Here is a 25,905-nt window from a genome sequence, read left to right on the forward strand (position 1 = left end):
GCGAACGTTGCCCGTCGGGGCACTAGCACCGCCGTGCTGTCCCTCCCCCATGGATGCGGTGCCGAGTACAGGGCGGCCGGGAAGCACCCGTTCGGGTGCTCAGGTGTTGGGCCGGGCCGCGCTGATGTCGCCGAGCGCCGACTCCGGGTCGCGTTCCATCGCCAGGTCGCCGAGGGCGACGATGCCGACGGGGTGCCCGCTCTCGACGACCGGGATCCGGCGCACGGCGTGCTCGCGCATGAGCTCCACCGCGTGGTCCAGATCGTCCTCGGGGGTCACCGTCACCAGGTCGTCGCTGCACGCGCCGACGACGGTGGTCTGCTCGGGGTCGCCGCCCTCGGCGAGCGAGCGCACCACCAGGTCGCGGTCGGTGACCAGGCCGCGCAGTTCGTCACCGTCCGTCACCAGGACGGCGCCCAGGTCCCGGTCGCGCATGATCCGGGCCACCGCCGTCACGGAGGTCTGCGGCTCCACGGTGACCGGTGGGCTGGTCATGATGTCGCTGACGTGCTGGGTCATGACGTATCACTCCTCTCGGGGTTTCCCGGCCGGGTACCCAGGTGCGCGGCCCGTCGTCACGTCTCCAGCGAGATCTCGCTCCACACCTGCTTGCCGCCGCTGACGGGCAGGGAGCCCCACGCCGCCGACATGGCCTCGACGAGGAGGATGCCGCGGCCGCCCGTGGCCTCCCAGCCGATGCTGGTCGGCTTGACGGGGGTACGCGGGGAGGCGTCGGCGACGGCGACGCGCAGCCGGTGGTTGATGAGGGTGAGGTCGAGGCGGACCCGGCCGTCGGTGTGCACAAGGGCGTTGGTGACGAGTTCGGAGACGACCAGCAGGGCGGCGTCCACGGCGTCGTCCGGGACGCCCCAGGTGCGCAGGGTGCGGCGGGTGAAGCGGCGGGCGTGCCGGACGGCCTCGGGGACGCGCCACACCGTCCAGCTCTCGCGCCGCGGGCGCACCGCCATGCCGTCGTAGCGCATGAGCAGCAGGGCGACGTCGTCGCTGCGGCGGGCGTTGCCCAGGAGGGCGTCGGCGACGAGCCCGAGGTGGGCGGGGTCGGAGACGGCCAGTTCGTGGGCGAGGCGGTCCATGCCGGTGTCGATGTCGGACTCCGCGGACTCGACCAGGCCGTCCGTGGTGAGGGCGATCAGCGTCCCGGGCCGCAGCCGCAGCGGGCTCATCGGGAAGTCGGCCTGCGTCACGACCCCGAGCGGCGGGCCGCCGTCGGCCTCGGGGATCTCGGTGCCGCCGTCGGGGTGGCGCAGCACCGGCGGCAGGTGTCCTGCGCGCACGTACCAGGCGGAGCCCTCCTCCAAGTCGATGTCGACGTAGGCGCAGGTGGCGAAGAGGTCGGTCTCCATGTCCGTCAGGAGCCGGTTGGCGTGCGAGACGACCACATCCGGCGGGTGGCCCTCGACGGCGTAGGCGCGCAGCGCGGTGCGCATCTGGCCCATGAGGGTGGCGGCGCCCGCGCTGTGGCCCTGGACGTCGCCGATGACGAGGGCGACGTGGTGGTCGGGCAGCGGGATCACGTCGTACCAGTCGCCGCCGAGCTCCAGTCCGGCCGTGCTGGGCAGATAGCGGGCGACGGCCACCGCGCCGGGCAGTTTGGGCAGGCGGCGCGGCAGCAGCTGGCGCTGGAGCATGCCGACGAGTTCGTGTTCGGCGTCGAAGGCGTGGGCGCGCATCAGGGCCTGGCCGGCGAGGCCGGCGGAGGCGGTGAGCAGGGCGCGCTCGTCGGAGCCGAAGTCGTGCGGGCTGTCCCAGCCGATCAGGCAGGCGCCCGCCATACGGCCCCCGGCGGGCAGCGGCAGCACGGCGAGGCCGCCGGGGCCGACGTCGGCGAGGGCGGGCTCCAGGGCGGTGCCCGCTGGCCAGATCTGGGCGCGGCCCTCGCGCAGGGCGGTGGCGAGGGTGGGCATGGCGCGCACGGGCGCGTCGGGCCATTCGGAGCGCCACTCCAGGCGCCACAGCTCGGGCCAGACCTCCGGTTCGGGCGGGTCGAGGACGGTGACGACGAGCCGGTCGCCCTCCAGCTCGGCGAGCGCGATCCGGTCGGCCTGGAGAGGCGCCCGCAGCGCGGAGACGACGGCCTGGCTGACGTCGCGGACGGTGCCGGCGATGGCCAGGGCGGCCGCCAGGCGCTGGACGCGGGCCACGTCGGTGACGTCGGAGCGCAGCTTGGAGGCGTCGCCGACGGTGCCCACGAGCCGCATCGGCCGGCCCTCGCCGCCCGGCAGGAGGCGGCCGCGCAGCCTGAGCCACTTGGGCGGGCCGGCGGGCTGCAGCACCCGGAACTCCAGCTCACGTTCACCGATGGACATGTGGTCGGCCTCCACCACGGACATCAGCGACGGCAGGTCCTCCGGGACGGTCAGGCCCAGCAGGGTCTCGACCTTGCCGTCGAACTCGTCCCGGGTCAGCCCGAACAGCTCCAGGATCTCGTCGCCGACCTCGAGGCGGCCGGTGTCCATGGCGAGGCTGAACGCGCCCGCCGGGAGTCTCTCGCCCTCGGCGCCCCGGGCCGGGACGGGGCAGACGACGGCGTCGGCGACCAGTTCGAGGCACTCGCGATCGTCGGTGTCGAAGCCCGCGGGGTCCTCGCGCGCGGCGAGGAGGCAGGCGCCGCCGTCGTCCCCGGGTGCGGGAAGGGCCGCCAGGAAGAACTCCCGCGAGAGCGCCCGCCGGGACTCCGGGCAGCCGGCGAGTTCCTCGGGGCCGAGCCACACCGGCCGGCCGGTGCGCAGCGTGTCGGCCACCGGGGACCTGCCGGAGCGGGGATAGCTGTCGCGCAGCCCGTACAGCGTCCGCGGCACGCCGACGGACTCCACCAGGAACAGCTGGTCGCCGTCCTCGCCCGGTGTGTAGACGGCGGCGAACGTCGCCCCGGCGAAGACGAGCGCCTGTTCGAGGACGCGGCGGAGCCGTTCCGGTGAGTCCGGGTCGGCCGTGACCGTTTTCAGGGCAACCTCGGCACGCAGCGTTCTCGTTCTGCGTCCCGCCGCGCCCTCACTGACCACGTTGGCCATTACAGCGCTTATGGGGCACCCGCGCAGCCCCTGTGACCGTTCCGTGGAGCCGCCGGGCGGACGGCGCTCGAAACCCGCCGAACATGTCCTGAGGCGTGCGTTCATGTCTTCGCGCATGCGTTTCCGCACGTCGATCACCTGGCTCGCCGTGCGCGATGAGCCGCCAGGAGAGAGATTTGACCCCTGGGCCCACTGCAGCCCTGGGCTCCGTCACGCGGCCGTGCGAGGAGGTGGTCGGCGTGTCCGACGCGCAGACGTCCGCACAGGCGCCGGCGGCCGCCAGGACGCGGGTCGGCCGCCCTCTGCTGTCGCTGGCGCTGGCCTCGATGATGGACGAGGTCGACGCGCACTCCGGCGCGGTCTATCTGCTGACGGCCGACGGATCGGTGCTGGAGATGGCGGTGATGGCCGGGCTGCCCCGGGCGTTCGCGGCGCCGTGGGAACGGGTCGGGGTGAACGCGCGGATCCCGGTCGCCGAGGCGGTGCGTGAGCGCCGGCTGGTCTGGGTCGGCGGCGAGGAGGAGATGGCGGCCCGCTATCCGCGTGTCGCGGTGGTGCTGCCCTATCCCTTCGCGTTGGCCGCGCTGCCGGTCGCCACCGAGTCCACCGCGTACGGCGGAGTCTTCGTGACCTGGCCCGGTTCACATCCGCCGGAGCTGTCCGACCGGGAGCGGGATCATCTGACCGCGGCCTGCGACCGGCTCGCGGTGCGGCTGGAGCGCGCGACACAGGAGAGCCGTCCGCTGCACGCCGAGCCCGACCTCCTCGCCTCGCCCCTGATGGGCGGCGTGGCCGGCACGCTCGGCTCGGTGGAGGCGGCGCGGATGGCGGCCCGGCTGCCGTACGGACTGTGCTCGCTCGATCTGGACGGACGGGTCAGCTTCGCCAACCCGGCGACCGCCGAGCTGCTCGGTGTTCCGGTCGCCGGGCTGCTCGGCGCTCAGCTGTGGGCGTCGGTTCCCTGGCTCAACGACCCCGCGTACGAGGACCGCTACCGGGCCGCGCTGATGAGCCAGCACGTCACGTCGTTCGTGGCGCTGCGACCGCCCGGCGACTGGCTGTCGTTCCGCCTGTATCCGAGCACGACCGGGCTGAGCGTGCGCATCAGCAGGGCGCGGGCCGTGACGGAGATGAACCGGGCCGAACCGCGGGCCGCGGGCGCGCGGTCCCGGCTCGTCACGATCTCCCAGGTGCTGGGCCTGGCCGCGTCGCTGACCGAGGCGGTGAGCGTGCAGGACGTCGTGCAACTGGTCGCGGACGAGATCGCGCCGGCCGTGGGCAGCCAGGCGCTGGTCGTCCTCGGTTCCCGGGCCGGACGCCTGCACGTGCTGGGCCACCGCGGGTACCCGGACCCGCACGCCGTGGAACGGTTCGACGGACTGCCGCTGACCGAGCGGACGCCGGGCACGCAGGTGCTGACCACCGGGGTGCCCGGATTCTTCGAGTCCCGGGAGCAGTTGGAGCGTCTGTATCCGGAACGGCACGCCACGCCCGACGACTTCGCGGCCTGGGCGTACCTGCCGCTGATCGCCTCCGGCCGCCCGGTGGGCACCTGTGTGCTGGCCTACACCGAGCCGCACCGCTTCCCCGCGGACGAGCGGGCGGTGCTGACCAGTCTGGGCGGGCTGATCGCCCAGGCCCTGGAGCGTGCGGTGCTCTACGACGCCAAGCACCAGTTGGCGCACGGCCTGCAGGAGGCGCTGCTGCCGCACTCGCTGCCGCCGCTGCCCGGCATCGAGGCGGCCGCGCGCTACCTCCCCGCCACGCAGGGCATGGAGATAGGCGGTGACTTCTACGACCTGGTGCCGACGCAGGGGCGGGCGGCGGCCGTGATCGGGGACGTGCAGGGCCACAACGTGACCGCGGCCGGGCTGATGGGGCAGATCCGTACCGCCATACGTGCCTACACGACGGTCGGCCAGACGCCCGAGGAGGTCATGCGCAGCACCAACCGGCTGCTGATCGACCTCGGTGCCGATCTGTTCGCCAGCTGTCTGTATCTGCGGCTCGATCCGGAACACGGGCGGGCCGTGATGGCACGGGCGGGGCATCCGCCGCCGCTGCTGCGCCGGCCCGACGGCCGGGTGCGGGTGCTGGACCTCGCCGGGGGTCCGCTGCTGGGCATCGACAGCGCGGCCATCTATCCGACGACGCAGGTGGACCTGGCCCCCGGCGGAGTGCTCGTCCTCTACACCGACGGGCTGATCGAGTCGCCCGGCGTCGACATCGAGGACGCGCTCGCCGATCTCGGGCGGCGGCTCGCCGAGGCCGGGGACGGGCCGCTGGACGACTTGGCCGACGAACTCGTCCGGCACGGCGCGGCCACGCGGGAGCGGATCGACGACATCGCGGTACTGCTGCTCAGGGCCCGGGCGGCCGGCTGACCTCGCCGGCCCAGGGGGAAACAGACCGGTCCGGCCCTCCCGCCGGAGGGCCGGACCGGTCCACCACCGGCCGGAACCGCGGGTAGGGCCGGGGTGGGTCCGCACTGTGTGGAAAACCGTGTCGAAACGGTTGAGGTGTGGAGCGGTTGAGGTGTCGAGCGGTTGAGGAGGGGTCAGTTGGTCTGCGTCAGGCCCGAGCCGTCCTCGACGCCGGTGCCCGTCTCCTCACCCGTGCCGGTCTCCTCGCCTACGCCGGTCTCCTCGCCTACGCCTGCCTCTTCACCGGCGCCTGCCTCTTGACCAGCACCGGCTTCCTCGCCACCGGCACCAGCACCGGCACCGGCTTCCTCGCCACCGGCACCGGCACCGGCCTCTTCACCCGCACCGGCTTCCTCGCCACCGGCACCAGCACCGGCCTCTTCACCCGCACCAGCGTCGCCGCCGGCCGCGCCACCCGCGCCGAGTGTCGCGCCGACCGCCTCCAGGGCGGTGGTCACGGGCTGGAAGAAGGTCTCGCCGCCTACCGTGCAGTCGCCGCTGCCACCCGAGGTCAGACCGATCGCGAGGCCGTCCTGGGTGAACAGCGAGCCGCCGCTGTCGCCGGGTTCGGCGCAGACGTCGGTCTGGATGAGCCCGGTGACGGTGCCCTCGGGGTAATTGACGGTGGCGTTCAGCCCGAGGACCTGGCCTTCGCTCAGCCCGGTGGTGCTGCCCATCCGGGTCACCGCGAGACCGACCTCGGCCTCCGCGGCCTGGGAGATCTGGACGGTCTGCCCGCCGCCGACGTTGACGTCGCTCGGCGCCTCGGTCGCCGGGTCGTCGTACTTCACGAGTGCGAAGTCGCCCTCGCCGGGGAAGGTGGCCTGGTCGACCGTGGCGATCGGCTGGCCGTTCTCGGCGTCCGACCACTCGGCGACCGCGACCCCGCAGTGGCCGGCGGTCAGGAAGGCGGGGCTGCCGTCACCCGCGGTGACGTTGAAGCCGAGCGAGCAGCGTGAGCCGCCGCCGAAGATGGCGTCACCGCCGGAGGCGAAGGTCTTGAAGGTGCCGGCCGACTTCTTGACGGTTGCCATGCCGGAACCGAGGCTCTGGACGGTCGATTCCAGTCTGTCCCACTTGGTGCCGGTGACCGTGCTGTCGGCGGTCACCAGGATCTTGTTCGTCCTGGGGTCGACGGCCCACGACGTGCCGGCGATGGTCGCCTCGGACTTCAGGGTCTGCGCGCCGGCCTCGAGTTCGGCCATGCTGTTGTCGACCTCGCGGACTTTGACGCCCGCCTTCTTCGCCTGGACGATCACGTTGTTGTCGCCGTTCACGACGTTGACGACCAGTTGCTGGCCCTCGGAGTCGTAGTAGGAACCGGCGAAGGCGTCACCGAGCAGCCCGGCGACCTGCGAGGCGAGGTCCGAGGCGTCCGCCGCCTTCAGGGTCTTCGGCGCTGCGGCGGCGGTGTCGTCCGAAGCGCCGTCCTGGGACGCGTTGGCGTTGGGGAGCAGGATCGCGGCTGCTCCGAGCGCCACCACGCTGCCCGCCGCTATCGCGGCCTTGCGCTTCGGAATTCGCTTGTGACTCAAACTTCTCGACCTCCTGAGGGACCGGAGTCTGCTGCCTTGTGCGGCAGTTGTTGGGGCGCCTGGATGGCAGGAGGTACGCATGGGTCGCGCGGGGCGTTCAATTCCGTTTCCGCGCGCGCCGTTCGAAACAGCGAATCGGCCACGGACCGCGCCCGCCGGGCCGGTTCGGGGAAGAATCCCCCATATGACGATGACCACCGCCGAAGCCGACAAGATCCTCGCCGACAACTTCGCCCCTTGGGTCCTCGCGCTGGGCCTGACGGTCGAGGCGCTGGACGACGACCGCGCGTTACTGCGAATGCCCTGGTCGGACCGCTTGTCCCGGGAGGGCGGCGGGCTGTCGGGGCAGGCCCTGATGGCGGCCGCCGACACGGCGACCGTGATCGCGGTGTCGGCGGCCCGGGGCGCCTATGGACCGATGACGACGGTGCAGCAGTCCACGTCCTTCCAGCGTGCGGTGACCGGTTCGGATGTCCTGATCGAGGCGGTCGTCACCAAGCTGGGCCGTCGGATGGCGTTCGCCGACATCACGATGACCGACGAGAACTCGGGTCGGATCGCGGCACGTGCGAGCACGGTCTACGCACTTCTGGGCTGACACGCTCGGCAACCGAACCGCAACGATCTGTTGCGGTCACAGGGCCGAATCCTGGCTTCAGGGAATCTGCACATCCACTGCCCACCGAAGTCACCGCGCCCGAAGGATCTGCACATGCCGGCGCCGCCGCTCACGTCATTGGCGCGGAGTGTCGGATTCGCCGCCGCGACGGCAAGAGCTCGCACGCACGCATACCGACTGGCATGTGAAGAAGTCGCCACCAAGGCGTGCCCACTCCTGCACGGATGGTTGCTCCTGGGGCGCAAGTGACCTGGTGAGACCGGTGGTTGATTGGAAGCGCGCACCCGCAGCGTGCTTTGATCCATCGCACCGCAGGGGCCGCTCAGGGCTCTTCCGGAAACGGGCGCCGCCCGGCACCTGTGGTCGCGGCCGTCCATCTGTCCCCAGAGGGGGCCGCTCCCCCTTGTGAATATCCATACGAAGGGAAGTTCCAACATGAACTCCACCCCCCAGGTTGAGACCGTCGAGATCTCCGACGCCGAGCTCGACAACGTCTCCGGCGGTCTGTCCGTGAACGCTCTGGGCACCGTCACCGGCCTGGTGGACGGCATCGCCCCGGTTTCCGGTCTCGTGGACACCGCCGTCGGCACCGTCGAGGGCGCCACCGGCCTGAACACCGCCCCGGTCACCAGCCTGGTCGCCGGTCTCTGATCGCACCTTTTGTGACCGTTGAGTCCCGGAGCCGTATCCCGGCTCCGGGACTCTCGGATGCCGTAAAAGATCTCTCCCACAGGTCCCACAGGTGAGGGAAGTTCCGTGCAGTTCCGCCAACAGGCCCTCGCCAAGCTGCAGTCGCCCGAAGAGCTCGACCTTCCGGTGCGCTTCGCCCGCCCTCAGGGCTGGCTCGTCCTCTCCGTGACGGTGGTCGTCATGGCCGCCGCGTCCGTGTGGGCGGTGACCGGCTCGGTCGCCTCCACGGTCAGCGCGCCCGCCATCCTCACGCACGGGCAGGGCAGTTACATCCTGCAGAGCCCGGTCGCGGGCCAGGTCACCGCGGTCCTCGCCAAGGAAGGCGAGCGGCTGCCCGCCGACTCCCCCGTCCTGAAGGTCCGTACGGCCGAGGGCGACAGCGTCGTGCGCACCATCACCGCGGGCCGGATCACCGCGCTCGCCGCCACCATCGGGCAGATCATCCAGACCGGCGCGAACGTCGCCGCCGTGGAGAAGGTCGCCCACCCCAAAGACCCCCTGTACGCCACCGTGTACGTGCCCGCCGAGAACGCGGCCTCCATTCCCGCGAACGCCTCCGTGGACCTGACCGTCCAGTCGGTGCCCACGCAGGAGTACGGCGTGCTGCGCGGCCATGTGAAGTCGGTGGACCGCTCCGCCCAGTCCGCCCAGCAGATCTCCGGGTTCCTCGGGGACAGCCAACTCGGCGAGCAGTTCACCAAGGACGGCAGGCCGGTGGCCGTCCTGGTCAAGCTGGACAAGTCGTCCGACACCAAGAGCGGCTACAAGTGGTCGTCCACGGACGGGCCGCCGTTCGCGCTCACCTCCATGACGATGGCCACGGGATCGATCCGGCTGGCCGATCAGCATCCCGCCGATTGGCTGCTGCCGTGACCGCCGCACAGGACACCCGCGGCAGGCGCCGCGCCGCCCCGCCCAAGCGCCCCGTCCCCAAGGGGAAGTCGAAGACCGTCCGCACGCCCACCGTGCTCCAGATGGAGGCGGTCGAGTGCGGCGCCGCCTCCCTGGCGATGGTGCTCGGCCACTACGGCAAGCACGTCCCACTGGAGGAACTGCGCATCGCCTGCGGTGTGTCCCGGGACGGCTCGCGGGCCAGCAACCTGCTGAAGGCGGCCCGCAGTTACGGCCTGACGGCCAAGGGCATGCAGATGGACACGGCCGCCCTGGCCGGGGTGAAGACACCCGCCGTCCTGTTCTGGGAGTTCAACCACTACGTCGTCTACGACGGCATGGGCCGCCGCTTCGGCCGCCGCGGGGTGTACATCAACGACCCCGGCAAGGGCCGCCGTTTCGTGCCCATGGAGGACTTCGACGGCAGCTTCACCGGTGTCGTCCTGGTCATGGAGCCCGGCGAGGGCTTCACCAGGGGCGGGCGCAAGCCGGGCGTGCTGGGCGCGATGCCGGCCCGGCTGCGCGGCACCGCGGGCACGATGCCGGCGGCGGTGCTGGCGAGCCTGCTGCTGGTGGTGGTCGGCGCGGCCGTGCCCGCGCTCAGCCGCACCTACATCGACGAGTTCCTGATCGGGAACCAGACCTCCCTGCTCTCCGTGCTGTTCGCGTCGATGGGCGCGTGCGTGCTGCTCACGCTGGTGCTGACCTGGTTGCAGCAGGCGAACCTGCTGCGCGGCCGCATCATCTCCTCCACCCTCTCCAGCGCCCGCTTCCTGCGCCACCTGCTGCGGCTGCCGGTGACGTTCTTCTCCCAGCGCAGCCCGGCCGACCTGGTGCAGCGGCTGCAGTCCAACGACCAGGTGGCCGAGACGCTGGCCCGCGATCTCGCGGCGGCGGGCGTGGACGCCGTGGTCGTCGTCCTCTACGCGGTACTGCTCTACACCTACGACCCCCAGCTCACGTTCGTCGGCATCGGCGTGGCGCTGCTGAACATCGTGGCCATGCGGGTCGTCATCCGGCTGCGCGCCACGCGTACGGCGAAGCTGCGCGCCGACAGCGCCCGGCTCACCAACACCGCCTACACCGGCCTTCAGCTGATCGAGACGATGAAGGCGACCGGCGGCGAGGACGGCTACTTCCGCAAGTGGGCCGGGCAGCACGCCACCACGCTGGAGGAGCAGCAGCGGCTCGGGGTGCCGAGCGCCTGGCTGGGTGTGGTCGCGCCGACGCTCGCGACCCTGAACAGCGCGCTGATCCTGTGGATCGGCGGTATGCGGGCGGTGGAGGGCGGCATCTCGGTCGGCCTGCTGGTGGCCTTCCAGGCGCTGGTCACCCGCTTCACCGCCCCGATCACCCGCCTCAACGGCGTAGCGGGCCGCATCCAGGACTTCGCGGCCGACGTGGCACGCCTGAAGGACGTGGAGAACTTCGAGGCCGACCCGCTCTACGGCCGCCCCGGCGCCGGCGAGTCGACGCGCCGCCTGCACGGCCATGTCGAGCTGGAGAACATCTCCTTCGGCTACAACCCGCTGGACAAACCGCTGCTCACCGGCTTCGACCTGACCGTCGGCCCGGGCCAGCAGGTCGCGCTGGTCGGTGGCTCCGGCAGCGGCAAGTCGACGGTGTCCCGGCTGATCTCGGGCCTGTACGCGCCCTGGGAGGGTGTGATCCGTATCGACGGGCAGCGCCTGGACGACATCCCGCGCGGGGCGCTGGCGGCCTCCGTCTCCTTCGTCGACCAGGACGTGTTCCTCTTCGAGGGCACGGTCCGGGACAACGTGGCGCTGTGGGATCCGTCGATCCCGGACGACGCGGTGGTGGACGCGCTGCGGGACGCGGCCCTGTACGACATGGTCATGCGGCGGCCCGGTGGCATCCACAGCAAGGTCGAGCAGGACGGCCGTAACTTCTCCGGCGGGCAGCGCCAGCGCCTGGAGATCGCCCGGGCGCTGGTACGCAGGCCCAGCATCCTGGTCCTCGACGAGGTGACCAGCGCGCTGGACGCGGAGACCGAGCTGGTGGTGATGGACAACCTGCGCAAGCGCGGCTGTGCCTGTGTGGTGATCGCGCACCGGCTCAGCACCGTGCGCGACAGCGACGAGATCGTCGTACTCGAACAGGGCACGATCGTGGAGCGCGGGCGGCACGAGGAGCTGGTGGCGCGCGGTGGCGCGTACGCCCAGCTGGTCAGGGAGCACTGAGATGACGACCGCGCACGAGGGGGACCTCGTCCTGGGCGCGCTCGGGTCCTTGGGCACGCCCATCGACTGCGCCGGCTTCAGCCGTATCGACCTCGAAGGACCGCAGGTGCTGTGGCTGGTCGCGGCCGGGGCCGTCGACCTGTTCGCGGTGGACGCCGGGCAGCAGGGCCACTGGCACCACCTGGGCCGCCTGGAGGCGGGTTCCCTGTTGCTGGGCCCGGTGGCGGGACCCCAGCACACCCTGGTGGCACGCCCGTTGCGGGACTGCGTGGTACGCCGCATCGAGCTGCGCGAGCTGTACCAGCCCGCGAGCACCCAGACCTGGTCCTACGACGAGTACGGCAACCCCCAGTACGTACCGCCGACGACGAGCCCCCTGGAGTACGCCCTCGCCCTGGGCGTCGGCCGCAGCCTGTCGATCCTCTTCCAGGCGCCGATGGCAACCGAACGGGCCGCCGCGCTCACCGACGACGACGTCTTCTGGATGCAGGTGCCGCCGGGCAGCGTGCAGTACGGCTCGCTGTACGGCGCGGAGGCGGCCGCCGATCTGCTGATGGACCCGGCGGTCTGGCAGAGCATGGTCGACCAGCAGTACCGGCTGCTGACCACGCTGGACCGCTGGATCGAGGATCTGGAGCGCACCCACGAGACCCGCACGGCGGAGGGCATCAGGGCCGGTGAGGCGGTGCGCGCCCAGGCCGACCGGACGCTGCTGGCGTCGATCGGCAAGCGGTCCTCGCAGCGCACCACGGCCGCCGACGCGGACGCCAGTTACGCGGCGTGCAGGCTGGTCGCGCAGGCGGCCGGGATCACGCTCGCCGAGCCCGCGCAGTCCGGCACGGAGAGCGACCGCCTCGATCCGGTCGAGCAGGTCGCCCTCGCCTCGCGCGTGCGCACCCGGGCCATTCGCCTGGAGGGCCACTGGTGGCACGACAACGTCGGACCGCTGGTGGGCCACCGGGCCCTGTCCGGCGCACCGGTCGCACTGCTGTGGCGGCGCGGCGGATACGTGGCCGTGCATCCGTCGACCGGCCGCGAGACACCGATCGAAAAGGCCAACGCGGAGGAGTTCGAGCCGCGCGCGGTGATGTTCTACCGTCCGCTGCCGGACAGGGTGTTGAGCCCGCTGCGGCTGCTGCGGTTCAGCATGCGCGGCACGCGTGGGGACCTGACGAACCTGCTGGTCAGTGGCCTGGTGACGGTCGCGATCGGGGCGCTGGTGCCGATCGCGACCGGCAAGGTGCTCGGTGAGTTCGTGCCGAAGGCGCAGAGCGAGCTGATCGTGCAGGTCTGTCTGGCCGTGATGATCAGCAGCGTGGTGGCGGCGGCCTTCATGCTGCTGCAGAACCTCACCATCCTCCGGCTGGAGGGCCGTATCGAGGCGACGCTTCAACCGGCCGTCTGGGACCGGCTGTTGCGTCTGCCGACGAAGTTCTTCACCGAGCGCTCGACCGGCGAACTGGCGAGCGCGGCGATGGGCATCAGCTCGATCCGTCGGCTGATGGCGGGCGTCGGACCGGTCGTCGCCCAGTCGGTGACCGTGGGTGCGATGAACCTGGGGCTGCTGTTCTGGTACAGCGTCCCGATGGCGCTGGCGGCGATCGGGATGCTCGTCGTCATCGCCGGTGTGTTCCTGGGGCTCGGGTTGTGGCAGGTGCGCTGGCAGCGGCGGCTGGTGGTGCTCGGCAACAAGCTGAACAACCAGGCGTTCCAGACGCTGCGTGGCCTGCCGAAACTCAGGGTGGCCGCGGCCGAGAACTACGCCTACGCGGCATGGGCCTCCCAGTTCGCGCGCAGCCGCGAGTTGCAGCAGAGGGTCGGGCGCATCAAGAACCTCACGACGGTGATGGGCGCGGTGTATCTGCCGCTGTGCTCGCTGCTGATGTTCATGCTGCTGGCGGGCCCTGCGCGCGGGACGATGTCGGCGGCCGCGTTCCTCACCTTCAACACCTCGGTGACGATGCTGCTGACGGCCGTCACCCAGCTGACCGGCTCCTTCGTCTCGATGGTGGCCGCGCTGCCGCTGTTCGAGGAGATCAAGCCGGTGCTGGAGGCGACGCCCGAGGTGCGCACGGCGAGCACCCGGCCGGGCCCGCTGTCCGGAGGGCTCGAGGCCCGCAGGCTCGCCTTCCGTTACTCCGACGACGGTCCGCTGGTGCTGGACGACGTGTCGTTCGAGGTACGGCCGGGCGAGTTCGTGGCGATCGTCGGCCCCAGCGGCTGCGGCAAGTCGACGCTGCTCAGGCTGCTGATCGGCTTCGACAAACCGGTCTCGGGCAGTGTGCTGTACGACGGTCAGGACCTGGCCGCCCTCGACCAGTCGGCCGTACGGCGGCAGTGCGGTGTGGTCCTCCAGCACGCCCAGCCGTTCACCGGCTCCATCCTGGACGTCATCTGCGGCACCGAGCCGTACACGCCGGAGGAGGCGATGGCGGCGGCCGAGATGGCGGGACTCGCCGAGGACATCAAGCGGATGCCGATGGGCCTGCACACGATCGTCTCGGGCAGCGGCGCCATCTCGGGTGGTCAGCGGCAACGCCTCATGATCGCCCAGGCGTTGATCCGCCGGCCGCGCATCCTCTTCTTCGACGAGGCGACCAGCGCCCTCGACAACGAGACACAGCGCACGGTCATCGAGAGCACCAAGGCCCTCAACGCCACCCGGATCGTCATCGCGCACCGCCTGTCGACGGTGCTGGACGCCGACCGGGTGATCGTGATGGAGGACGGCAAGGTCGCCCAGCAGGGCGCGCCCGCGCACCTGCTCGCGGACACCGGGGGGCGGCTGCACGAGCTGGTGCGGCGGCAGATGGCGTGACGGATCAGGTGCCGAGGCCCGGGACGGGGGCACCGGACGGGACACCGGCCTCGACGTAGCCCTCGTAGAAATCCTTCCAGGGCGCGGTGGCCCCGGCGTGCGGGCCACCGAACTTCTCGTCGCGGGTCCACGCGTCCAGGGCGGCCAGGCACACCTCCCAGGCGGCGCCGTTGCGGGCGGCGGTGTCCTCGGCGATCAGGACGTTGGTGAGCGTGAAACGGGTGCGCTTGTCGTCCAGGGCCTCCAGGTCGAAGTGCAGCTCGTCGCCGCCCCACTCGAAGGACAGGTGCCGGGGCACCTCGACGGCGATCACCCGGGCCGTGGTGTCCTCCAGGTTAGGGTCGCCGCTGAACTTGATCGCGCCGCCGGGGCGCAGCTCGATCTCGGCGCGGGACGGGAACCACTGCGCGAGTTCGTCGGCGTCGGTCACGAACCGCCAGACGCGCTCGACGGGATGGTCGTAGGTACGGCTGAAGCGGACGGCCGGGCGGCCGTCGTCCAGGGTCAGGTAGGTGCCGGTGAGTTCGACGGACATGGCGGTTCAGTCCTTCGGGACGGGGTCCTGTGGGTCGTCCGACGCCGTCTCGTCGAGGCGGCGGCCGTGGGGGTGCCCCCGCGCGAGCGAAGCCGGGCGTGGGGGAGCGTCCAGGCTGCTGTTCCAGAGCTTGCGGTACGGGGTCAGCCAGGCGTCGAGCTCGGCGATCGGGGCCGGATCGAGGGCGTAGACGCGGCGTTGGGCGTCCTGCCGGACCCGGACCAGGCCCGCCTCGCTGAGCACCTTCAGACCCGCACCCACATCGAAACTTTGCCGTTTCGCTTAAAGTGGTCTAGCCTCGATGTGTACGAAACAGTTTCGTTTACGTACTCATTACGTTCGGACGACTTCCCTGGAGTTCCCCGATGTCTCAGAAGACTCTGCCCGAGAGTGCCCGGGAGGGCGCCCTCGGCTCGTCAGCCGCCGCCTCGTCCAGGAAGTGGTGGATTCTCGCCGTCATCGCCCTCGCCCAGCTGATGGTGGTCCTGGACGCCACCATCGTGAACATCGCCCTGCCGTCGGCGCAGGCCGATCTCGGGTTCTCCGACGGCAACCGGCAGTGGATCGTCACCGCGTACGCGCTGGCGTTCGCCTCCCTGCTGCTCCTCGGCGGGCGCATAGCCGACCTGTTCGGCCGCAAACCGGCCTTCCTCATCGGCATCGTCGGCTTCGCGGCCGTCTCCGCGCTCGGCGGCGCCGCGACCAACTTCGAGATGCTGGTCACGGCCCGCGCCCTGCAGGGTGCCTTCGGCGCGCTCCTCGCACCCGCCGCGCTCTCACTGCTGAACACGACGTTCACGGACGCCCGCGAGCGCGCCAGGGCGTTCAGCGTGTACGGCGCCATCGCCGGCGCGGGCGGCGCGGTCGGCCTGCTGCTCGGCGGCATCCTGACCGACGCACTCGACTGGCGCTGGACGCTGTACGTCAACGTCGTCATCGCCGTGGTCGCCTTCGCGGGCGGCTGGCTGCTGCTGTCCAACCACCGCGACGCCGCGAACTCCAAACTGGACGTGCCGGGCACCGTCCTGGTCGCCGCCGGTCTGTTCTCCGTGGTCTACGGCTTCTCCAACGCGGAGACGCACGACTGGAGCTCCGCGTCCACCTGGGGCTTCCTGTTCGCGGGCGGTGTGCTGCTGGCCGCCTTCGCCTGGTGGCAGACCCGCGCCGCGCACCCGCTGCTGCCGCTGCGCATCCTGCTCGACCGCAACCGCGCGGCCTCGTTCCTGGCCGTGCTGATCTCCGGCGCGGGCATGTTCGGTGTGTTCCTCTTCCTCACCTACTACCTGCAGTTGAACCTGGGCTTCAGCCCGACCAAGACCGGTGTGGCGTTCCTGCCGATGGTGGCGGCGCTGATGGTGGCCGCACAGTTCGGCACCACGGCCCTGGTGCCCCGGATGGGACCGAAGGCGGTCATCCCGCTGGGCTTCGCGATCGCCGCGGTGGGCATGGCCTGGCTGACCGGCATCGGGAGTGACTCGCACTACGCGAGCGCGGTGCTGCCGCAGCTGATCGTGATCGGCGCGGGCCTCGGTCTGGTGATGCCGCCGGCCATGCAGCTGGCCACCGGCGGAGTGGCGGCCGAGGACGCGGGCGTCGCCTCCGCCACGGTCAACGCGATGCAGCAGGTGGGCGGTTCGATCGGTACGGCGCTGCTGAACACGCTGGCCGCGAGCGCCGCGACCGACTACCTGGCCGGGAAGGACCCGACGAACAAGCTGACCCAGGCCCAGGCGACGATCGAGAGCTACACCACCGCCTTCTGGTGGTCGGCGGGCTTCTTCGCCGCCGGCACGCTGATCGCGTTCCTGCTGTACCGGCGCGGGGTGCCGGAGCAGGACCCGAACGCCGCACCGGTCGTCCACATGTGAGCTGCCTCGCCTGAGCCGCCCCTGGTCCGAGGGGCCGCCGTCTGCAGGGAGACGGCGGCCCCTCTGTCCTTGGCGCCTTTTCGGCTTGACACCTTTTCGCTCGAATGTCGGACAGCTCCGCCAGCGTTGGACAGTGCCGCGAGTGGGTACCCACCGGTCCATGCGAATCAGCGTGGTGGATGTCGGATCGAACACGGTCAGGCTGATTGTGGCGGACGCGGAGGGTGGGGTGCCGCTGCCGGTCCACACCGCCAAATGGCGCCTGAGGCTGTCCGATCACGTGCGGCCCGGGGGCCCGGTTCCGGAGGAGGCCGTGGAGCGGCTCGTCGACGCGGTCGCCGAAGCGAGCAGGACCGCGACCCGATGGGGCGCGGCCGACCCGCTGGCCTTCGCGACCGCCGTGGTGCGAAGCGCCCCGAACCGCCAGGAGGTGCTGCGTACCGTCCGGGCGCGCACCGGGGTCGCTCTGTGCACCCTGCCGGGCGAGGTGGAGGCCGAGCTGACGTTCCTCGGGGCCCGGCGCTGGATGGGCTGGCGGTCGGGGCCGCTCGCCCTGCTGGACATCGGCGGCGGCTCGCTCGAGGTGGCCTTCGGCCGCGGCCGGCTGCCGGACTTCGTGGCCTCGCTGCCGCTCGGCGCGGGACGGCTGACCCATGAGTTCTTCGAGGACCAGGACCCGCCGCCGCCGGAACTGGTGCGGGCGCTGCGCCGCAAGGTCCGCCACCAACTGCGGGACGTCGCCGCCCGGATCCGCTGGGAGGGACCCCGCACGGCGGTGGCCACCTCCCGCACCTTCCAGCAGCTGGGCCGCCTGTGCGGAGCCCCACCCGGCCGCCACGGCCCGTTCGTGGAACGCCTGTTGCACCGCCCCGACCTGCGGGAGGCGGTCGACCACCTGGCCGCCCGCCCGGCCGCCGAACGCGCCGCGCTCCCCGGCATCTCCGCGCCGCGCGCGGCACAGAGCCTGGCCGGTGCGGTGGTCGGGCACACCGCCATGAAGCTGACCGGGATCAAGACGCTCACGGTCTGCCCGTGGGCGATCCGCGAGGGGGTCCTGCTGCGCCACATAGAGGACGGGGCGGCCTGGTGGGCGGAGATCGCCCGCCGCAACGAGGAGGCAGCGGCACCGGATCCGGTGCCGCTGCGCATCGCGCCCCCGACCAGCCGAACCAAGGAAGGAGACAGCCGTGTCCCACGACCGGAACCGGAACGACAAGCAGCCCGAGACGGCGCTTGAGGAAGTCCTGCGCGAGATCGAGGACGCCGAGCGGCGCACCGGGGACTCCACCGAGCAGCGACGCCGCAGGGGTGAGGCCGGGGAGGCCATCACCCCCAACACCGATGCCCAGGAGCAGTCCCGCGAGGACTGACCTGAGGGCTCTACGAGGGCGGTGCCCAGGCCACGGAGGGCGGCCCGCCGAGCCAGATCGGCGACCACGCGGGTGGGTGTCCCGGTACCGGCGGGGTACCCGGGGCGCATGCCGCACGACCGCGCGGAACCACCGCTGCCCTCCGCCCGGGGCCCGGTCTCGGCAGCCGTCGAGGAGTACCTGCTGGGCTCCGGACCGCTGCCGCGCCACGAGGACGTCGCAGGGTCGGCCGTCTACGGCGACGACCTCCAGCTCGCCCTCTACCTCTGCTACGAACTGCACTACCGCGGCTTCGCGGGCGTGGCCCCCGAGCGCGAGTGGGACCCGGACCTGCTGCACACGCGCGCGGCACTGGAGCACCGCTTCCTGTCCGCCCTGCGCGCGGACACCACCGTCCACGACAGCGTCGAAGAGGCCGTCGAGGAGCTCCTGGTCGAGCCGGTCGACGGTACGGGCGTCACCCATTACCTGCGCAAGGAGGGCGAGCTGTGGCAGCTGCGCGAGTACGCCGCCCAGCGCTCCCTCTACCACCTCAAGGAGGCGGACCCGCACGCCTGGGTGCTGCCGCGGCTGTGGGGCAGGGCCAAGGCGGCCATGGCGGCGGTGGAGTTCGACGAGTACGGCGGCGGCCGCCCCGACCGGGTGCACGCGCGGCTGTTCGCCGACCTGATGGCCGACCTGGGCCTGGAGACGACGTACGGCCGCTACCTCGACGCGGCCTGCGCCCAGGCCCTGGCCACGGTGAACCTCATGTCCCTCTTCGGCCTGCACCGAGCGCTCCGGGGCGCCCTGGTGGGCCATTTCGCCGCGGTCGAGGTCACGTCCTCCCCCGGCTCGCGCCGCCTGGCCGAGGCGATGCGCCGCACGAACGCCGGGCCAGCCGCCGAGTTCTTCTACGACGAGCACGTCGAGGCCGACGCGGTCCACGAGCAGGTCGTGCGCCACGACGTCATCGGCGGTCTGCTGGCCGAGGAGCCGCATCTCGCCGCCGACGTCACCTTCGGCATCGACGCCACCGGTCACGTCGAGGACCGGTTCGCCGCGCGGCTGCTCGCCGACTGGCAGGAGGGCCGGTCGTCGCTGCGCACGCCTCTGGATTCGTCGTCGCGCACGCCCCCGCCACCTGCGCCACGCACACCGCACCCCTCCGAAATTCCCGGTATCTCCTGAATTCGGGGTACCCGGAGGGAGTGACCTCTCTCGTGCCGCCGCTCACCCTCCCGGGTGTCTACACCCCGCAGGAGGACACCGCCCTGCTGGTCCGCGCCCTGTCCGAGGAACCGCTCCGGCCGGGTGCGGACGTCCTCGACATCGGCACCGGGACCGGCGCGCTGGCCCTCGCGGCCGCCCGCCGCGACACCCGGGTGACCGCGGTGGACGTGTCCTGGCGCGCGGTGCTCACGGCTCGGCTGAACGCCTGGCTGGCGAGGCTGCCGGTGCGCATCCGACGCGGGAACCTCTTCTCCCCCGTCGGCGACCGGTCGTTCGACCTCATCCTGACGAACCCGCCGTACGTACCGACGCCGGAGGCCGGACGGCCGCCCCGGGGCACCGCCCGCTCCTGGGACGCGGGCCCGGACGGGCGGTTCGTACTGGACCGGATCTGCCGTGAGGCACCCTCACGGTTGCGCCCCGGCGGCGTCCTGCTGATCGTGCACTCCGCGTTGAGCGACCCCGGCCGGACGGTCGAGCGTCTGCGCGCGGCCGGCCTCAAGGCCGCCGTGACCCGCCGTCGCCGGATCGCCTTCGGTCCGGTGCTGCGCGCCCGGCAGGACTGGCTGCGGGAGCGCGGCCTGCTGTCCCCCGCCGAACAGAAGGAAGAGCTGGTGGTCGTCCGTGCCGAACTCCCCGTCTGACCGGCCCCGCCGGATCACGGTGCGGCGCCGGGGCCCGATCCTGGTGGAGGGCCCGGTGGAAGTGGAACTCGAGGACGGCACCACGGTGTCCTCAGACCGCTTCCGCGTGGCCCTGTGCACCTGCCGCCGCAGCCGCCGCTATCCCTGGTGCGACACCAGCCACCGGGACAGAAGCGAAACCGGTCGCCGCGGCGAGGACTGACGAGAATGACCCGAGGGGTCGGCGGGCGGCCCCACTCCGTCCGCCGACCCCCGGTGCGAGATCACACGTCCCCGAGCCAGGGGCACACTCCCCATCTGCGGGCCCCCCGGGAGGGTCACGGGGACCGTGCGATCCCGGTCCCTCAGAACGTGAAGACGCTGCTCCCGTAGGTGCTCTTCACGCACTCGTTGGCAAAGGTGCGCTCATAGGAGACGCGCTGGCCCCGCCAGACGCCGTCGACCGTGACCACCACGGGGTCGTACTCCTTGGTGCACGCGATGCCGCCCCTGACCGTCAGGGCATCGAAGTCCCCTTCGGCGGTGCGCAGTTCGGCGCACGCCTGGGCCGCGGCCGGATGGGTTCCGGAGGCGGTCGGGGCGCAGGTCAGGGTGACGGCACGGTGCGGGGTGGCGGTGGCCGCGCTCTCGCCGTGGCCCAGGGTGAGCACCAGGGCCGAGGGGGCGTAGAGCGTGGTCGGGGCGGTGGACGGTGCTGTGCCCGGGGCGGCGAGGGCGGCCCCGGTGAGGGGGCCGCAGACGGCGGTGGCCGTGATGCCGATGGTCGCTGCCCAACGCGCGGTGTTCCGCATTGTGTGCATCCTTCCGCTCAATTCGAGGGTGTGCCGCACCCGGCTCGATCGGTGCCGGAACGGCGAGCGCGAGTCTGCCGAGTCCGCCGCCGAAACTCACATCGACCCCATGGGTTTCAGTAACATTGCGTGTTGAATCAGTGGCGTGAAGTCACGGAATTCGAACGCCCCAACCCTTTGAGTGAGCGATTCTTGATCGCTCGATCGGGCCGTATGGCCGGATTGCCCCCGCTCGGCAATAGGCCTGAAACATTCCGCTTCAGCCGTCAGCGCAGCCCCTCGCGGCCCCTTGTGTTCATGTTCGATCGGAGTAATCGTGATTACATGATTACGAACGAGCACCATGAGAAGCTGCGCGGCTGGTTCGCCGGCCGCCTGCCGGACGACCTGTTCGAGGGTCTGGTCGAGGTGACGGCCGACCGCGAGGAGATCACCGTGATCGGCCGCATCCCCGAACCCCGGCTGGGCGAGGACGTCTCGCCCGCCGAGCGGGAGGCGGCCGTCCAGGGCCGGATCCAGGAGTTCCGGGAGCGCACCCGGGATACCCGGATCGCAGTGGCCCGCGAGGCCGAGCACCGGTTCGACCGGAAGGTCTCCTGGGGCGTGGAGTGCGGCGGGCAGCGGGCCTTGTTCACGCATGTGGCGGCGCCTGTCATGACGCGGCTGCGCCAGCCCGAGCGCCAGGTCCTCGACACCCTGATCGCGGGCGGCGTCGCCCGCAGCCGCAGCGACGCCCTCGCCTGGTGCGTCCGCCTGGTCCAGCGGCACGCCGACGAGTGGCTCACCGAATTGCGGGAGTCCCTCGAACACGTCCAGCGAGTGCGGGCACAGGGTCCCGACGCCGAACCGGAGGACACGCCGACCGACGACAAATGATGGAGGAATCGTCCACTTTCAGCCCACGAGATGGATGAACCGTCCTCTGGTGTGGATCCGGCGCACGGCCTTACGGTCGGCAGATCCCCGAGAGGACGGCATCCGTTCGGGCCGCACACCCCAGCGACCGCGACCGGCCGTCCGCGCCACCGCGCCACCGCGCGCTCCACCGCCGTCCCCTCGCTGGAGCCCCCTTGCCCCCGCTGCCCGACTCCTCCCCCGTGGCACCGCCCCCGTCCCTCACCGAGGTCGAAACCCACGGAGTGGAGCGCATCCCCGACGCGGACCGCACCGCCAGCCCGCTCGACCTCTTCCGGCTCGCCTTCGGCGGCGCCAACACCTTCTCCACCTGTGTCCTCGGCGCCTTCCCGATCGCAGTTCGTCGGCCCGCTGGGCGGTCTGGCGAACGGCGTCGACATCAGCCTGCCGCTGTCGCTGGCGGTGGCCGCGGTGCTGTTCCTGGCGCTGCTGCGGCTGTTCCCCGAGCCGCGGGCGGTGTACGGGCCCGAAGGGGCGCGGTTGGCGCGCACCGTCGAGATTCCGGTGCCGCCGATCAGCGGGCCGGGCGCGAAGGGCGACGACGAGCCATTGTCAGACCCGTCCGCTAAGTTGCGGGCATGACCAACTTCGTACTTGTGGCCGGTGCTTGGCTCGGCGCGTGGGCGTGGGACGAGGTGGCGGCCGAGCTGCGCTCGGCCGGGCACGACGTCCATCCTCTGACGCTGTCGGGCCTCGCCGAGAAGCAAGGTGTTCCCGCCGGGCAGCAGACCCACGTGCAGGACATCGTGGGCGAGGTCGAGCGCCTCGATCTGCGCGGAGTCGTCCTCGTCGGACACAGCTACTCCGGGATCCCGGTCGGGCAGGCCGCGGAGCTGATCGGGGACCGGCTGCGGCGCGTGGTGTTCGTCGACTCGAACGTTCCGGTCGACGGGGAGACGTTCCTCTCGGGCTGGCCGAGCGACTCCGTGCGCGAGGCGATCACGGCGGGCGGCGGCTTCTGGCCGCCGTTGCCCGCGCCCGAGTACGCCGGCCAGGAACTGACGGACGAGCAGATCGCCCGGATCGTCGACGGCTCGACACCGCACCCGGGAGCCACGCTCACCGAACCGGCCGTCCTCACCCGCTCCCTCGGCGACCTCCCCGCCACGTACATCAAGTGCCTGCTCGACGATGACGAGCCGATGCCCGCCGCGGCCGAACTGCTCAAGAGCGAGCACTGGGAGCTGGTCGAGATGGACACCGGGCACTTGCCGATGTTCTCCCGGCCCCGCGAACTGGCCCGGATCCTGCACGAGTCGGCCGCCGGATCCTGACTCCTGGCCCGCCCCTGGTGGACGGGCTGCCGCCTGCTCACCCAGGATCGTCGGGACGGCGCTGCTCGACGAGGAGAGGCGGGGCGGTACGCATGGGCAAGCACTGGGCGGACTTCCAGTACGAGATCTATCTGAACGGGATGTCGGGCGCGGTACCGCGCCTGCCCACCGATCTCGACCGGCTGGAGGAGCTGGCCGAACAGCGGCTCGGCCCCGGCCCGGTCGGCTATGTGGCGGGCAGCGCGGGCGACGGCAGCACGGCCCGCGCCAACCGGGCGGCGCTGGAGCGGCGCCGGATCGTGCCACGGATGCTGCGGGACGTGCACGAGCGCGACCTGTCCGTCGAGCTGTGGGGCCGCGCGCTGCCCGCTCCGCTGGCGCTGGCGCCGGTCGGTGTGCTGTCGATCATGCATCCGGGCGCGGAGCCTGCCGCCGCCCGGGCTGCCGCGGCGCAGGGCGTGCCGTACATCCTGTCGTCGGCGTCCAGTACGCCGATGGAGCAGGTCGCGGAGGCGATGGGGGACACCGAGCGCTGGTTCCAGCTGTACTGGCCGAAGGATCCGGAGGTGGCCCGGAGTTTCCTGGCCCGGGCGAAGGCGGCCGGGTTCACCGCACTGGTCGTCACGCTGGACACGCCGCTGCTGTCCTGGCGGCCACGCGACCTCGACCAGGCGTACCTGCCCTTCCTGCGCGGCGTCGGTACCGCCAACTACTTCTCCGACCCGGCCTTCCAGGCAGGCCTGGTCAAGCCGGTGCACGAGGATCCGAACGCGGCGGTGATGCACTTCGTGGGCATGTTCGCGGACCCCGGCAAGACCTGGCCGGACCTGGCGTTCCTCAGGGAGAACTGGGACGGCCCGATCGTCCTCAAGGGCATCCTGCACCCGGACGACGCCCGCCTCGCCGCCGACGCCGGGATGGACGCAGTGGTGGTGTCCAACCACGGCGGCCGCCAGGTGGCCGGCTCGGTCGCGGCGGCCGACGCGCTGCCGCGGGTCGCGGAAGCGGTCGGCGACCGCCTGACCGTGCTCTTCGACTCCGGCATCCGCTCCGGCGACGACGTCTTCAAGGCCCTCGCGCTCGGCGCGCGGGCGGTCCTGGTCGGACGGCCGTACGTCTACGGACTCGGCCTCGACGGACAGCCCGGCGTCGAGCACGTGATCCGCTGCCTGCTCGCCGAGTTCGACCTCACCCTCGCCCTGTCGGGCCACGCCACGCCGGCCACCGTGGGTCGCACCGACCTCGTGGAGGATTCGGCGTGACCGGTGGCTAGGTCCTGTCCGACAGCGTTACGGCCCGCGCCGACGGCGTCTGAGTGCCGGGGTCCGACAGCGAGCCGGGGCTGGCCGTCGCCGGTGGGTCGGTCAGCCAGCGTTGTCGGTCGGAGTCGTCGCGGACCTTGACGACGATGTCGGCGCCCGGGTCCTCGGTGGTGGAGGTGAGGGCGAGCTGCTCGTCCCAGCGGGGCAGCAACTCCCCCTGCACGGTGAGGTCGTAGCGCACATCGTCCGCCCGCTTGGCCTTCTCGCCTGCGCAGCTGCCGAGGACGACCACGCCGGCGTCCAGGTGCGAGTCCAGGCACAGGTGGGGGTCCGCCACGCTGCGCAGTAGTCCGTCGTCCTCGTACGACCACTGCTGGGTGGCCGCCGACGAGCACGCCGCCAGCTCGGTGCCGCGCCCGGCCTCGGGTCTGCCGGTGATGTCGACGCACAGGTCGGCGGCCGCGTTGCGCAGCCGGGTCCGGTCCGGGACGACGGGAAGCTGGGCGGTACCCGGCGCGGAGGACGCCGTCGGCGGGGTCGGGCCGTTGCCCGGTGCCACGCCGACACCGCCGATCGCGTTGGTGGAGGCGGCCGGGTCGGCACCGTCGTCGTCCGACCACAGGCCGGCGACGAACACCGTCGCGAGCAGCCCGGCGGAGGCGAGACCCACCCCCGTCAGCAGCGTCCGGGAGGAGCGCGGTCCGCCCGGGGTCCGGCGGCCCGGTGTGGGGATCCCCGGCAGCAGACGGCGGCGTCCGCCGCCGTGCCGGGCGGAGCCGCGCGTCCGCGGCGTCTGCCGGGAGCGCCCGGGCCGGGTGTCGAGATAGCGCCGGGCGCCCCAGCCGAGCACCGCCTCGGCGAGCAGGACACCCAGTCCGCCCTCGAAATGGCTCAGTTGTTCGGCTGCGTTACGGCAGTGTCGGCACTCCCCCAGATGGTGCTGCACATCAGGCAGCAGGGCTCCGCCCCGGCGAATCGGAACATCGAGGAGGCGGTTGTAGAAGCGGCAATCCTTGGTCGGCGCCAGTTCCCGATGGGCATGTACACAACCCTCGCGGAATTTTTCACGCGCTTGTTCGAGAGCCGCCGACGCTGTGTCGGTATCCATGCCCAGGAGACCGGCGGGTATGGTTATTGGTTCCGCCTCCACCTCGACATGCCACAGCAAACACCGGGCGAGTCCGGGAAGCGTGTGGAATGAACGCTCGGCCAACTTGCGGTTTTCGGGCGTCATGGACTTGGCCGCGCGCATACCGCGCCCTCCGGCCGGTTTCCCCAACTCCGGCAATACACCGGATATTCGACCCTCGGCCGACCACTCCCGGACGGTGTCCCGGACGGCCACCAGGAGCCGGGGACGTAACGCCACGCCGGGCTCGCCGAGGGCCAGCCGGTCGAGAACCTGGTGGTAGGCGGCAGCGGTGACCATGGAGGCGGTGTCCGCCGGAGAGGCGAGGCAGATCACCGCGTAGTCGTGGGCCGGCTGCCAGTGCCGTGCCATGAGCAGCGCGACGGCCGGCCCCGACTCACCGTCCGGACGGGCTCTCAGCGCGGCGCCGAGACTCTCGTCGGATTCTTCGGAAGCCCCGCCGGGCGGGGGGTAAGGCGGGCGAGGGGGGTGGGGGGTGGGCACTGAGTGGATTCCTTCCCACGGACATGGGACTGACAGAAGTCATGGCTGCCGAAAAGGAACCCGGATCGGCACGCACCTTTTCGGCCGCGGTCGCGGGGAGCACGAATTCACCAACATCCATACGCCCCGGTTCCCCACGGGACGAATGCCGGCCGGCCCCTTACCCCCCACACCGGCTGTTCACCCTTCCAC

Annotated in this window: 21 protein-coding genes and 2 pseudogenes; 16 read left to right on the forward strand and 7 right to left on the reverse strand. The window is 71.8% G+C overall.

Annotation, left to right across the window (positions count from 1 at the left end; all coding sequences use genetic code 11):
* Positions 1-99 precede the first annotated feature (99 nt).
* Positions 100-519 carry a CBS domain-containing protein gene (locus ABT063_RS04215; protein WP_351055559.1) on the reverse strand — a complete coding sequence of 140 codons (420 nt, stop codon included), beginning with the start codon at positions 517-519 and terminating at the stop codon, positions 100-102.
* A gap of 56 nt (positions 520-575) precedes the next feature.
* Positions 576-3,023 (reverse strand): SpoIIE family protein phosphatase, encoded by a 2,448-nt coding sequence (locus ABT063_RS04220; RefSeq protein ID WP_351055712.1) that lies wholly within the window; start codon positions 3,021-3,023, stop codon positions 576-578.
* A gap of 239 nt (positions 3,024-3,262) precedes the next feature.
* Here ABT063_RS04220 and ABT063_RS04225 point away from each other — a divergent pair, with 239 nt between their 5' ends.
* On the forward strand, positions 3,263-5,416 hold the full coding sequence (locus tag ABT063_RS04225) for a SpoIIE family protein phosphatase (protein ID WP_351055713.1): 2,154 nt from the start codon (positions 3,263-3,265) through the stop codon (positions 5,414-5,416).
* A 173-nt stretch (positions 5,417-5,589) separates the two neighbouring features.
* On the opposite strand, the gene ABT063_RS04230 is transcribed toward ABT063_RS04225, so the two are convergent.
* A complete protein-coding gene (locus ABT063_RS04230) occupies positions 5,590-6,990 on the reverse strand; it encodes a S1 family peptidase (RefSeq protein WP_351055560.1) in 1,401 nt (466 codons plus the stop codon).
* A 184-nt stretch (positions 6,991-7,174) separates the two neighbouring features.
* Between ABT063_RS04230 and ABT063_RS04235 the strand changes: the two genes are divergently transcribed.
* The 5 genes from ABT063_RS04235 (at position 7,175) to ABT063_RS04255 (ending at position 14,209) form a co-directional block, all read left to right on the forward strand.
* Positions 7,175-7,588 carry a PaaI family thioesterase gene (locus ABT063_RS04235; protein WP_351055562.1) on the forward strand — a complete coding sequence of 138 codons (414 nt, stop codon included), beginning with the start codon at positions 7,175-7,177 and terminating at the stop codon, positions 7,586-7,588.
* Positions 7,589-8,044: 456 nt separating this feature from the next.
* Positions 8,045-8,260 (forward strand): type A2 lantipeptide, encoded by a 216-nt coding sequence (locus tag ABT063_RS04240; RefSeq protein WP_351055564.1) that lies wholly within the window; start codon positions 8,045-8,047, stop codon positions 8,258-8,260.
* A gap of 105 nt (positions 8,261-8,365) precedes the next feature.
* Positions 8,366-9,172: an HlyD family efflux transporter periplasmic adaptor subunit gene (locus ABT063_RS04245; protein WP_351055566.1), complete on the forward strand. Its 807-nt coding sequence runs from the start codon at positions 8,366-8,368 to the stop codon at positions 9,170-9,172.
* Positions 9,169-11,391, forward strand: coding sequence for an NHLP family bacteriocin export ABC transporter peptidase/permease/ATPase subunit (locus ABT063_RS04250; RefSeq protein WP_351055568.1), 2,223 nt, complete (start codon positions 9,169-9,171; stop codon positions 11,389-11,391). Before ABT063_RS04245 ends, ABT063_RS04250 begins: the two co-directional genes overlap by 4 nt.
* A 1-nt stretch (position 11,392) precedes the next feature.
* Complete coding sequence (locus ABT063_RS04255) at positions 11,393-14,209, forward strand: NHLP bacteriocin export ABC transporter permease/ATPase subunit (RefSeq protein ID WP_351055570.1); 2,817 nt, start codon at positions 11,393-11,395, stop codon at positions 14,207-14,209.
* A gap of 4 nt (positions 14,210-14,213) precedes the next feature.
* On the opposite strand, the gene ABT063_RS04260 is transcribed toward ABT063_RS04255, so the two are convergent.
* Positions 14,214-14,744, reverse strand: a complete 531-nt coding sequence (locus ABT063_RS04260) for an SRPBCC family protein (RefSeq protein ID WP_351055572.1) — start codon at positions 14,742-14,744, stop codon at positions 14,214-14,216.
* 6 nt (positions 14,745-14,750) lie between these two features.
* Positions 14,751-14,993: pseudogene (locus tag ABT063_RS04265) on the reverse strand (ArsR/SmtB family transcription factor); the annotation flags it as partial.
* 116 nt (positions 14,994-15,109) lie between these two features.
* On the opposite strand from ABT063_RS04265, the gene ABT063_RS04270 reads away from it, so the two are divergent.
* From ABT063_RS04270 to ABT063_RS04295, 6 genes are all read left to right on the forward strand, one after another.
* Positions 15,110-16,612, forward strand: coding sequence for an MFS transporter (locus ABT063_RS04270; protein ID WP_351055574.1), 1,503 nt, complete (start codon positions 15,110-15,112; stop codon positions 16,610-16,612).
* A gap of 160 nt (positions 16,613-16,772) precedes the next feature.
* Positions 16,773-17,849: a Ppx/GppA family phosphatase gene (locus ABT063_RS04275; protein ID WP_351055575.1), complete on the forward strand. Its 1,077-nt coding sequence runs from the start codon at positions 16,773-16,775 to the stop codon at positions 17,847-17,849.
* Positions 17,800-17,982 (forward strand): hypothetical protein, encoded by a 183-nt coding sequence (locus tag ABT063_RS04280; RefSeq protein WP_351055577.1) that lies wholly within the window; start codon positions 17,800-17,802, stop codon positions 17,980-17,982. The genes ABT063_RS04275 and ABT063_RS04280 overlap by 50 nt, the downstream gene beginning before the upstream one ends.
* 108 nt (positions 17,983-18,090) lie before the next feature.
* Entirely contained in the window at positions 18,091-19,152 is a 1,062-nt protein-coding gene (locus ABT063_RS04285) for an iron-containing redox enzyme family protein (protein WP_351055578.1), read from the forward strand.
* Between the two features lie 20 nt (positions 19,153-19,172).
* A complete protein-coding gene (locus ABT063_RS04290) occupies positions 19,173-19,838 on the forward strand; it encodes a HemK2/MTQ2 family protein methyltransferase (RefSeq protein WP_351055580.1) in 666 nt (221 codons plus the stop codon).
* The gene (locus ABT063_RS04295) at positions 19,819-20,040 is read left to right on the forward strand and encodes a CDGSH iron-sulfur domain-containing protein (RefSeq protein ID WP_351055582.1); all 222 of its coding nucleotides are present in this window, start codon (positions 19,819-19,821) and stop codon (positions 20,038-20,040) included. The genes ABT063_RS04290 and ABT063_RS04295 overlap by 20 nt, the downstream gene beginning before the upstream one ends.
* Positions 20,041-20,182: 142 nt before the next feature.
* On the opposite strand, the gene ABT063_RS04300 is transcribed toward ABT063_RS04295, so the two are convergent.
* Positions 20,183-20,629 carry a protease inhibitor gene (locus ABT063_RS04300; protein ID WP_351055584.1) on the reverse strand — a complete coding sequence of 149 codons (447 nt, stop codon included), beginning with the start codon at positions 20,627-20,629 and terminating at the stop codon, positions 20,183-20,185.
* Positions 20,630-20,953: 324 nt separating this feature from the next.
* Here ABT063_RS04300 and abmR point away from each other — a divergent pair, with 324 nt between their 5' ends.
* The 4 genes and pseudogenes from abmR (at position 20,954) to ABT063_RS04320 (ending at position 24,080) form a co-directional block, all read left to right on the forward strand.
* Positions 20,954-21,505 carry an ATP-binding transcription factor AbmR gene (abmR, locus tag ABT063_RS04305; protein ID WP_351055585.1) on the forward strand — a complete coding sequence of 184 codons (552 nt, stop codon included), beginning with the start codon at positions 20,954-20,956 and terminating at the stop codon, positions 21,503-21,505.
* A gap of 375 nt (positions 21,506-21,880) precedes the next feature.
* Positions 21,881-22,126: pseudogene (locus ABT063_RS04310) on the forward strand (cytosine permease); the annotation flags it as partial.
* Complete coding sequence (locus ABT063_RS04315) at positions 22,123-22,818, forward strand: alpha/beta fold hydrolase (RefSeq protein WP_351055587.1); 696 nt, start codon at positions 22,123-22,125, stop codon at positions 22,816-22,818. The pseudogene ABT063_RS04310 and the gene ABT063_RS04315, both read left to right, overlap by 4 nt.
* Before the next feature lie 92 nt (positions 22,819-22,910).
* On the forward strand, positions 22,911-24,080 hold the full coding sequence (locus ABT063_RS04320) for a lactate 2-monooxygenase (protein WP_351055589.1): 1,170 nt from the start codon (positions 22,911-22,913) through the stop codon (positions 24,078-24,080).
* A gap of 7 nt (positions 24,081-24,087) precedes the next feature.
* Here the strand turns inward: ABT063_RS04320 and ABT063_RS04325 are convergent, their stop codons facing one another.
* Positions 24,088-25,713, reverse strand: coding sequence for an RICIN domain-containing protein (locus tag ABT063_RS04325; RefSeq protein WP_351055591.1), 1,626 nt, complete (start codon positions 25,711-25,713; stop codon positions 24,088-24,090).
* Between the last annotated feature and the right edge of the window lie 192 nt (positions 25,714-25,905).

The sequence above is a fragment of the Streptomyces sp. NPDC002838 genome (assembly GCF_040295365.1).
In the GTDB taxonomy this organism is placed as follows: domain Bacteria; phylum Actinomycetota; class Actinomycetes; order Streptomycetales; family Streptomycetaceae; genus Streptomyces.

Excerpts from the sequence above, each read along its gene's own strand:
- ABT063_RS04300 (WP_351055584.1), bottom strand. The coding sequence starts at position 20,629 with ATGCGGAACACCGCGCGTTGGGCAGCGACCATCGGCATCACGGCCACC.
- abmR (WP_351055585.1), top strand. The coding sequence starts at position 20,954 with ATGATTACGAACGAGCACCATGAGAAGCTGCGCGGCTGGTTCGCCGGC.
- ABT063_RS04235 (WP_351055562.1), top strand. The coding sequence starts at position 7,175 with ATGACGATGACCACCGCCGAAGCCGACAAGATCCTCGCCGACAACTTC.
- ABT063_RS04320 (WP_351055589.1), top strand. The coding sequence starts at position 22,911 with ATGGGCAAGCACTGGGCGGACTTCCAGTACGAGATCTATCTGAACGGG.
- ABT063_RS04215 (WP_351055559.1), bottom strand. The coding sequence starts at position 519 with ATGACCCAGCACGTCAGCGACATCATGACCAGCCCACCGGTCACCGTG.
- ABT063_RS04285 (WP_351055578.1), top strand. The coding sequence starts at position 18,091 with ATGCCGCACGACCGCGCGGAACCACCGCTGCCCTCCGCCCGGGGCCCG.
- ABT063_RS04240 (WP_351055564.1), top strand. The coding sequence starts at position 8,045 with ATGAACTCCACCCCCCAGGTTGAGACCGTCGAGATCTCCGACGCCGAG.
- ABT063_RS04275 (WP_351055575.1), top strand. The coding sequence starts at position 16,773 with ATGCGAATCAGCGTGGTGGATGTCGGATCGAACACGGTCAGGCTGATT.
- ABT063_RS04260 (WP_351055572.1), bottom strand. The coding sequence starts at position 14,744 with ATGTCCGTCGAACTCACCGGCACCTACCTGACCCTGGACGACGGCCGC.
- ABT063_RS04270 (WP_351055574.1), top strand. The coding sequence starts at position 15,110 with ATGTCTCAGAAGACTCTGCCCGAGAGTGCCCGGGAGGGCGCCCTCGGC.
- ABT063_RS04315 (WP_351055587.1), top strand. The coding sequence starts at position 22,123 with ATGACCAACTTCGTACTTGTGGCCGGTGCTTGGCTCGGCGCGTGGGCG.
- ABT063_RS04255 (WP_351055570.1), top strand. The coding sequence starts at position 11,393 with ATGACGACCGCGCACGAGGGGGACCTCGTCCTGGGCGCGCTCGGGTCC.